The sequence below is a fragment of the Pseudomonas sp. HD6515 genome, from assembly GCF_024971855.1.
GTDB lineage: Bacteria > Pseudomonadota > Gammaproteobacteria > Pseudomonadales > Pseudomonadaceae > Aquipseudomonas > Aquipseudomonas alloputida.
The window spans coordinates 929900-936982 of record NZ_CP079827.1; the positions used below are offsets into that span (position 1 = coordinate 929900).

Below are 7083 nucleotides of genomic sequence, written 5' to 3' on the forward strand. Positions count from 1 at the left end.
CCTGCACAGGGTGCCGCCTTGGGCAAAATGGTCAGGCTAGAAACCGATAAAGGCGTAATAAACCGGGGTTTGATGGGTTGTGCGCAAACCCAGTGCCTGCAAGCTTGCCGTCAGCGCTTCATCCTGCACATGCAAGGTCCACTGTGCCGCTTCATTCCCCTGTACCTGCGCCAGTGCCGCAGCAAAGGCCCCCATATCCGGCAAGTAGGCGGTAAACCCATTCCCCTTGAGCGCACTGGTCGTCATGCCCAATGCCTGGCACACCGCCACCTTGGCGGCAATGTCATCGCGGTCGGCCTGGCGCGAAGCCTGTACCAGTGCCTGCAGTTCCACATCGACCAGTTGCGCGCCATGAATCAGCTCCGGCCCCTGTTGCCAAGCCTCAGGCGGGCAGTCTTTGCTGTCTGGCCGCAGCGGGATATGCGGGTTGATTTCTACCGGATAGATGCGACACACCAGCGGGCGCTGCTCATAGATGGTGCAGAGGTCGTTGGCGTCGAGGTTACGGCAACGTCCGGGGTTGAATGCAGCAAAGGTCACCGAGACGCGTGCCTCGCCCTCGCCACAATGCACTGGATGGGAGCGTCGCAGCACATGGTCACGCTGCTCCAGCGGCATGCCGGGGCCGTCCACGACGAAGGCCTCGATCAGTACCACCACCTGGCCGGCATCGTCCGCCCAGCGACGCGCTTCGGCCAGCGTCAGTGGCACATGGTGGCCGGTGCAGCATTTGCCGCAGCCGGTACAGCCGAAACGTAAGCGGTCGGTCACTTGGCCTCCGGGCTCCATTCACTGACGAAAGCACGCTGGTGCTGGCGGTCGTACAGGCACAGTTCGGTGCCGGTGCGCTGCTGCATGTGCTTCTGTGGGTAGACGCCTTCGATCAGCAGGGCACTCATGCCGACCTGGTCATCAAACTCGGCGGGCTTGCCGCGGGCATGGGCGTCCTTGAACTGGCTGGCGGTCAGGCAAGCCTTGAGCATCTGCTGGCGTTGCTCGTTCCAGGCCTGGCTACTGGAGGCCTGGGCAATACCGCTGAAGAGGGCGCAGCTGATCAAGATAGAGCTGAGAAGCTTCATACGCGATTCCGGCAATTTTCTTGCGAGGGGCGCGAATTATGCCCGAGTCACCCCCGGCGGCAAGCCGGGGAGTTTGTCGCTGAATATATCAGTGCTCGGCGAACACCACGGTACGCGCAGCCACCACCAGACAATCGGTCAGCTCTGGCGAGGAGAACTTGGTAAGGATGGCATTGGCCCCGGCCTGGGTCGCCTTTTCACTGCTCATGGCACTGTCCAGCGAGGTGTGCAGCAGCACGTACAGGTGCTGGAAGTCGGGGGTTTCACGCAGCGTGCGGGTGAAGGCGTAGCCGTCCATTTCGCTCATTTCGATGTCGGAGACGATGATGTTGATCTCCTGCGCGGTGCCTTGCAGCTCCAGCAGCACGTTGATGGCGTCTTTGGCGCTGCGCGCGGTGTGGCATTCGATACCGAGGTTGCGCAGGGTGTGCACTGACTGCTGCAGGGCCACCTGGCTGTCGTCCACCACCAGGATGTTGGCGGCGGCCAGCAGGCTGGCGTCTTCTTCGCTCAAGGTGCCGTGCGCTGGCTCGGCGACGGGCGGGGCGATGGCGTGTATGACTTTTTCGATGTCCAGCACCTGCACCAGGGTGTTGTCCACGCGCGTCACACCGGTGATGAACGAGCGGGTGCCCGAGGCGTAGGGCGGCGGTTTGATGTCGGTGCTCAGGCAATGCACGATGCGGCTGACTGCCTGTACATGCAGGCCTTGGCGTGAGCGGCTGATCTCTGTAACGATCAGGCAGCCACCCTGCGGGTCGACCAGTGGCTGTTCGCCAATGGCGCGAGACAAGTCGATGACCGACAGCGAGTGGCCCCGCAGGGTTGCCACACCTTTTACGTGGGGGTGTGACTCGGGCAGCTTGGTCAGCGGCGGGCAGGGGATGATCTCGCTGACCTTGAGCAGGTTGATTGCCATCAGCTTGCCGCTGCGCAGGGTGAACAGCAGCAGGGATAGCGAATCCGCGCGGGCATTTTGCGTGGCCATGGTGACCTTCGGTGGGGAGCAGGGGATATCCGGTTATCGGCCTGTTTTGGTCGGGCTTTAGGCAATTTGCACAGAACTCAGGAGTGCTTGGGCCCCTTGTGGAAGCGGGTATGCCCGCGAAACGTGCGTCGCGGTGCATGGCACCGGCTTCGCCGGTGTTCGCAGGCATGCCCGCGCGCACAGGGATGTGTGTAAATAACTGGATCAGCGTTCGCGCAGGGCCTCCTTGGCCCGGTTCAGCGGCTTGATCAGGTAATCGAGGATGGTTTTCTCGCCCGTTCGGATATCCACCGTGGCAATCATCCCTGGCACGATCGCAAAACGCTTGCCGGCCTTGTTTTGCAAGCTGTCCTGTTCGGTGCGGATGAACACGCGGTAGTAGTAGATTTCCGGTTTGACCTCGTCCTGCAGGGTATCCGGCGAGATGCCCACCACCTTGCCGTCCAGCCCACCATAGACCGAGTAGTCATAGGCACTGATCTTGACCTTGGCCGCCTGGTCGGGGTGAATGAAGGCGATGTCCCGTGGCGCGATGCGGGTTTCGATCAGCAGGCGTTCGTCCATCGGCACGATCTTCATCACCTGGCCACCGGGCTGCACCACGCCACCCAGGGTGTTGACCTCGATGTCCTTCACGATACCGCGCACCGGCGAGCGCAGGGTCAGGCGGGTGAGCGAGTCGCTGCGCCCACGGATCACTTCCGACAGGGCGTCCGCTTCGGCGCTGGCCTTGGCCAGTTCTTCCCGGGCGCGTACCAGATAGTCTGAGCGCGCCTCGTTGGCTTTGAGTTCCAGCTCGGAACGCTGGCGGTTCAGGCGGATCACTTCAACCCGGCTGGAGGCCCCCATCTTTGCCAGGTTCTCGGTGATTTTCAGCTCGCTGCGCACCAGCTGCAACGAGTCCTGAATGCCCGCCAGGGTCTGTTCCAGGCCGCGGCGGCGGGTCTGGTACAACGCGGTTTCGGCATCGATCAGGTCGGGAGAGTCGCGCAGGCTCGCCGGGAAGGTCAGGGGCTTGCCGGTCACCTCTGCCTGCAGGCGAGCCTGACTGGCTTTGGCAGCCCGGTACTTGGCCTCGCTTTCACCCACGCTGGAAGCCGTCTTGGTCGGATCGAGCTGGGCCAGCACTTGGCCGCGCTCGACCAGGTCGCCTTCGGCCACGCTCATCTGCGCGACGATACCGCCCTCGAACGACTGAATGACCTGCTCTCGCGAACTTGGGATGACCTTGCCTGTGCCGGTGGACACCTCGGTCACCTCGAACCAGGCCGCCCAGGCCAGGAACGCCGCCAGCATCAGCGCGCAGAGGGTGATGATGCGGCCGGCGCGGAATACCGCCTGGTCGTCCTGCCCGTCCAGGTAGGAAGCCGGGAGTTCATGGTTGCTCATGCCTGGGCTCCCTGCAGTTTGGCCAGTGCGGCATCGCGCGCGTCATCGATGACGATGCGCCCGGCGTCCAGCACCAGGATGCGGTCGACCCGCTGCAGAACACTCAGGCGATGGGTTGCGATCACCAGTGTACGGCCCTGACAGAAGCGCTCCAGGTTATCCAGCAGCTTGCGCTCGGTCATGTCGTCCAGCGACGCGGTCGGCTCGTCCAGCAGCAGTACTTGCGGCTGGCGTACCAGCAGGCGCGACAGCACCAGGGCTTGGCGCTGGCCGCCAGACAAGCCCAGGCCTCCTTCGAGGATCAAGTGGTCCATGCCCTTGGGCAGGCGGCGGACGAAGTCCAGTGCGCCAGTGGCGGCCAGCGCGGCCACCAGTTCCTGGTCGCTGGCCTGGCCGGCGCCGAGGGTGAGGTTTTCCCGCAGGGTGCCGTGGAACAGCCTCGCGTACTGCGGCAGCAGGCCGACGTCACGGCGCAGGTCAGCAGGGTCGAGGTGGGCCATGGCGATGCCGTCCAGGCTGATCTCGCCCTGTACCAGGTCCATGGCCCCACCCAGCGCCTGCAGCAAGGTTGATTTGCCGGCGCCGTTGCGGCCCAGCACGGCAATGCGCTCGCCCGGCTGGATGTCCAGCCGGCCAATGTTCAGCACTGGCGGGTAGTCTTCGCTGTAGCGGAAGTTGGCCTGGCGCAGGCGGTACTCGCCGTGAATGGCTGGCAGGTGCACGCGGGCTTCGCCTTCGGGGTGGTCGACTGGCGACTGCATCAGCTTGTCCAGGCCTTGCAGCGCTACCTTGGCCTGCTGCCAGCGGGTCAGCACATGGGTCAGCTGGGCGAGCGGTGCCATCATCCGCGACGAAAGCATGGATGCCGCCACCAGGCTACCCGTGGTGAGGTCGCCGGCGATGACCATGGGTGCGCCGATCACGATGACCACGGCAAACACGGCACCCTGCACGTTCTGCGTCCAGGTCACCAGGCCGTTGGTGAGGGTGCGCAGGCGCAGGTTGGTGTGCGCGCAGGCCGCGTTGTACTGGTTCCACTGCCGTTCGAAGCGAGCCTCCGCCTGCAGTGCCTTGATCTCGTCCAGGCCTTGGATACTTTCAACCAGCATGGCGTTGCGCAGCGCCGACTCACGCATCGAGGCATTGGCCAACCGTGCCAGGCGCCGTTGTGCAAGCAACCCGGGCAACACCATGGCCAGCAGCGCGACCAGCGGGATGAACACCAGTACGCCGCCGATCAGCCAGAACACGAACAGGAACAGCAGGAAGAACGGCAGGTCGGCCAGCACCGTGGCGGTGCTGGACGTGATCAGGTCGCGGATCGACTCCAGCTCGCGCAACTGCGAGATGAACGAGCCGGTGGACTTCGGCCGCACCGAGTTGCGCAGGCGCAGGGCATGGCCGTAGACCAGGTCGCTCACCCGCAGGTCGGCGCGCTTGCCGAGCAGATCGGTCACCTTTAGCCGCAGCAGGCGCATGCTGAAGTCGAACACCAGTGCCAACACCACACCGCCAAACAGGACGTAGAGGGTGGGCAGGGATTCAGCCGGTATCACTCGGTCGTACACCTGCATCGAGAACAGCACGCCGGCCAGCGCCAGCACGTTGGCCACCAGTGAAGCGATCATCACCTGCCCATAAGGGCGCAGGTCACGCAGTACGATGCGGGCGAACCAGTGGCGGTCGTAAGGCGCGGTGTAGTCGTCGGTGCGCACATCGCGCAGTGGCCGGGCCGGGCGCAGCAGGGCCACGCGGTTGATACGGCCTTTCAGGGTGTCGCGGGGCAGACGCGAAGTCAGGCCCTGGTCACCGGCGAACACCACTGCCAGGTCGTCCTCTTCGGTCACCGACTCGACCACCGCCAGCTGCCCATCGTCCAGCTCCAGCACCAGCGGCGTGCGCCATTGCCGCAGGCCCTTGGCATCGAAGTGCACGAAGCGCAATGCCAGCCCCGCCTGACGTGCCATGTGGCGGAGGATTTCATTCAACGGGCGGGCATCCTCCGCAGCGGCTAGGCGAATACGCTGGGGTGATACGTCCAGGCGGTAGTGGTGCGCCACCTGCAACATCACCTCAAGCCAGGGGCCAAGGTCTGGCCGGTGGGCGGCGGCCTGCTCCGGCGCGGGCGCCTGGTTGGGCAGGGTCACATCGATCGAATCACTCATGGCTGGATCTCCACACCTTGCAGGTTGCGCCCCTCAAGGCCAAAGGCCGTGCGCAGGGCGCCGGTGTTGTACAGGCAGTCGACATCCAGGCGCAGCAGATCGGAGCGGGTGCCGGCAAGTTCGAAGCGTGACTGGTAGATCTCCTGCTCGGCGTTGAGCAGGTCGAGCAGTGGCCGTGTCCCCAGGTCCAGGTACTGACGCCCGTAGAGCATGCGTGCCTCCTGGATGCTGACCTGGCGTGCTTCCAGCGAGGTTAGCCGGCGGCCCAGCCCGGAGGTTTGCGCCTTGGCCTCGGCCAGGCCTCGACGCGCTTGCAGGCGTGCGGCGTCTTCGGCGGCGTCGGCGGCGGTCAGCGCGTGGCCGGCGGCGCGGGTACGGGCGCTGATGGAGCCCCCTTGGTAGATGGGGACTTCGACGTTCAGGTAGATGCCCGCCTGGGTGCGGTCCAGCCGTGCGTTATCGCGGTTGTAGTCGTCGTCCAGGTAATGATTGACCTGCGGTTGCAACGACAGGGTAGGGTAGGCCTCCGCCTTTGCCTGGGCCAGCTCGGCCTGGCCCTGTGCGCGCTGGGCCAGGGCCATCAGCACGGCGGGCAGGCGGTCATCACCCTGTGCAGGGCGCTTGCAGGCCTGGTTCAGCTCGGCGGGTGAGCCTTCGGCCAGTGCCGGTGGGGTAACGCGGCCCATCAGCGCCGCCAGGGTCGAGCGCCAGCGCTCGTACTGCGACTGGTACTCTTCCAGGGTGGCACGGGCGCTTTCCACGCGGGACTCGGCCTGCACCACGTCGGAACGGGTACTGGCGCCCATGTCGCTGCGCTGGCGCGCCATGCCGGCAATGTCGCCCACGCCGCGAATCTGGTCGCGGGCAATCGTCATCAGTTGCTCGTAGCGGCGGGTTTCGATCCAGGCATAGGCTGTGTCGCGCGCCAGGTCGTCGACCACCAGCAGGATATTGGCCTGGGCGCGGGCGGCGGCCGCCTGGGCCGCGTTGACGGCGCTGTCGACCTTGCCGAAGTCATAGAGCATTTGCTTGAGCGACAGGTTCAGGGCCTGGCTATTGCGGTCGCCGCCATAGCCGGTGTCATAACCGGTGCGCAGGCCACCGGAAATCTGTGGGTAATACCCCGCACGGGCGACGTTGATGCCTTCGCCCTGCTTGTAAAGGTTGCCGATGGCCTCAGCGATGCTCGGGTGCCATTGCGCTGCCTGCAGCACCGCGTCGGTAAGGCTCAGCCGTTCGCCACTGGCGACCGGGGCCATGCCGATGGGGGGGCGGGCGGGCACCGCTTCGGGCGCATCGCGTAGCAGCGACGGCCCGATCTGGCGCAGGTGGGGGTCTATATCATCGGCTGCCTGGGCAACCGGGTGGAAGTTCAGGGCCAGGAGCCCGAAGGCTCCCAGCAACAGCGGTGACAGCGGACTGCTTCGCTTCACATAGTTCCCTTACTGCTGGTCGTCCATGC

At 65.0% G+C, this 7083-nt stretch carries 6 protein-coding genes; all 6 read right to left on the reverse strand.

From position 1 onward, the window contains the following. Window positions 1-36: 36 nt before the first annotated feature. Window positions 37-771, reverse strand: coding sequence for a YkgJ family cysteine cluster protein (locus tag KW568_RS04420; protein WP_003247303.1), 735 nt, complete (start codon window positions 769-771; stop codon window positions 37-39). Further along, a complete protein-coding gene (locus tag KW568_RS04425) occupies window positions 768-1079 on the reverse strand; it encodes a hypothetical protein (RefSeq protein WP_003247302.1) in 312 nt (103 codons plus the stop codon). Before KW568_RS04425 ends, KW568_RS04420 begins: the two co-directional genes overlap by 4 nt. Window positions 1080-1167: 88 nt before the next feature. After that, the gene (locus KW568_RS04430) at window positions 1168-2067 is read right to left on the reverse strand and encodes a chemotaxis protein (RefSeq protein ID WP_004576925.1); all 900 of its coding nucleotides are present in this window, start codon (window positions 2065-2067) and stop codon (window positions 1168-1170) included. 204 nt (window positions 2068-2271) lie between these two features. Then, window positions 2272-3456, reverse strand: coding sequence for an HlyD family type I secretion periplasmic adaptor subunit (locus KW568_RS04435; RefSeq protein WP_003247300.1), 1185 nt, complete (start codon window positions 3454-3456; stop codon window positions 2272-2274). Then, complete coding sequence (locus KW568_RS04440) at window positions 3453-5621, reverse strand: type I secretion system permease/ATPase (RefSeq protein WP_004576926.1); 2169 nt, start codon at window positions 5619-5621, stop codon at window positions 3453-3455. Before KW568_RS04440 ends, KW568_RS04435 begins: the two co-directional genes overlap by 4 nt. Next, a complete protein-coding gene (locus tag KW568_RS04445; protein ID WP_004576927.1) occupies window positions 5618-7054 on the reverse strand; it encodes a TolC family outer membrane protein in 1437 nt (478 codons plus the stop codon). The genes KW568_RS04440 and KW568_RS04445 overlap by 4 nt, the downstream gene beginning before the upstream one ends. Window positions 7055-7083: the final 29 nt, after the last annotated feature.

Bases quoted from the DNA above. Each gene is read 5' to 3' on its own strand.
- KW568_RS04430 (WP_004576925.1), bottom strand. From the start codon at position 2,067: ATGGCCACGCAAAATGCCCGCGCGGATTCGCTATCCCTGCTGCTGTTC.
- KW568_RS04440 (WP_004576926.1), bottom strand. From the start codon at position 5,621: ATGAGTGATTCGATCGATGTGACCCTGCCCAACCAGGCGCCCGCGCCG.
- KW568_RS04425 (WP_003247302.1), bottom strand. From the start codon at position 1,079: ATGAAGCTTCTCAGCTCTATCTTGATCAGCTGCGCCCTCTTCAGCGGT.
- KW568_RS04435 (WP_003247300.1), bottom strand. From the start codon at position 3,456: ATGAGCAACCATGAACTCCCGGCTTCCTACCTGGACGGGCAGGACGAC.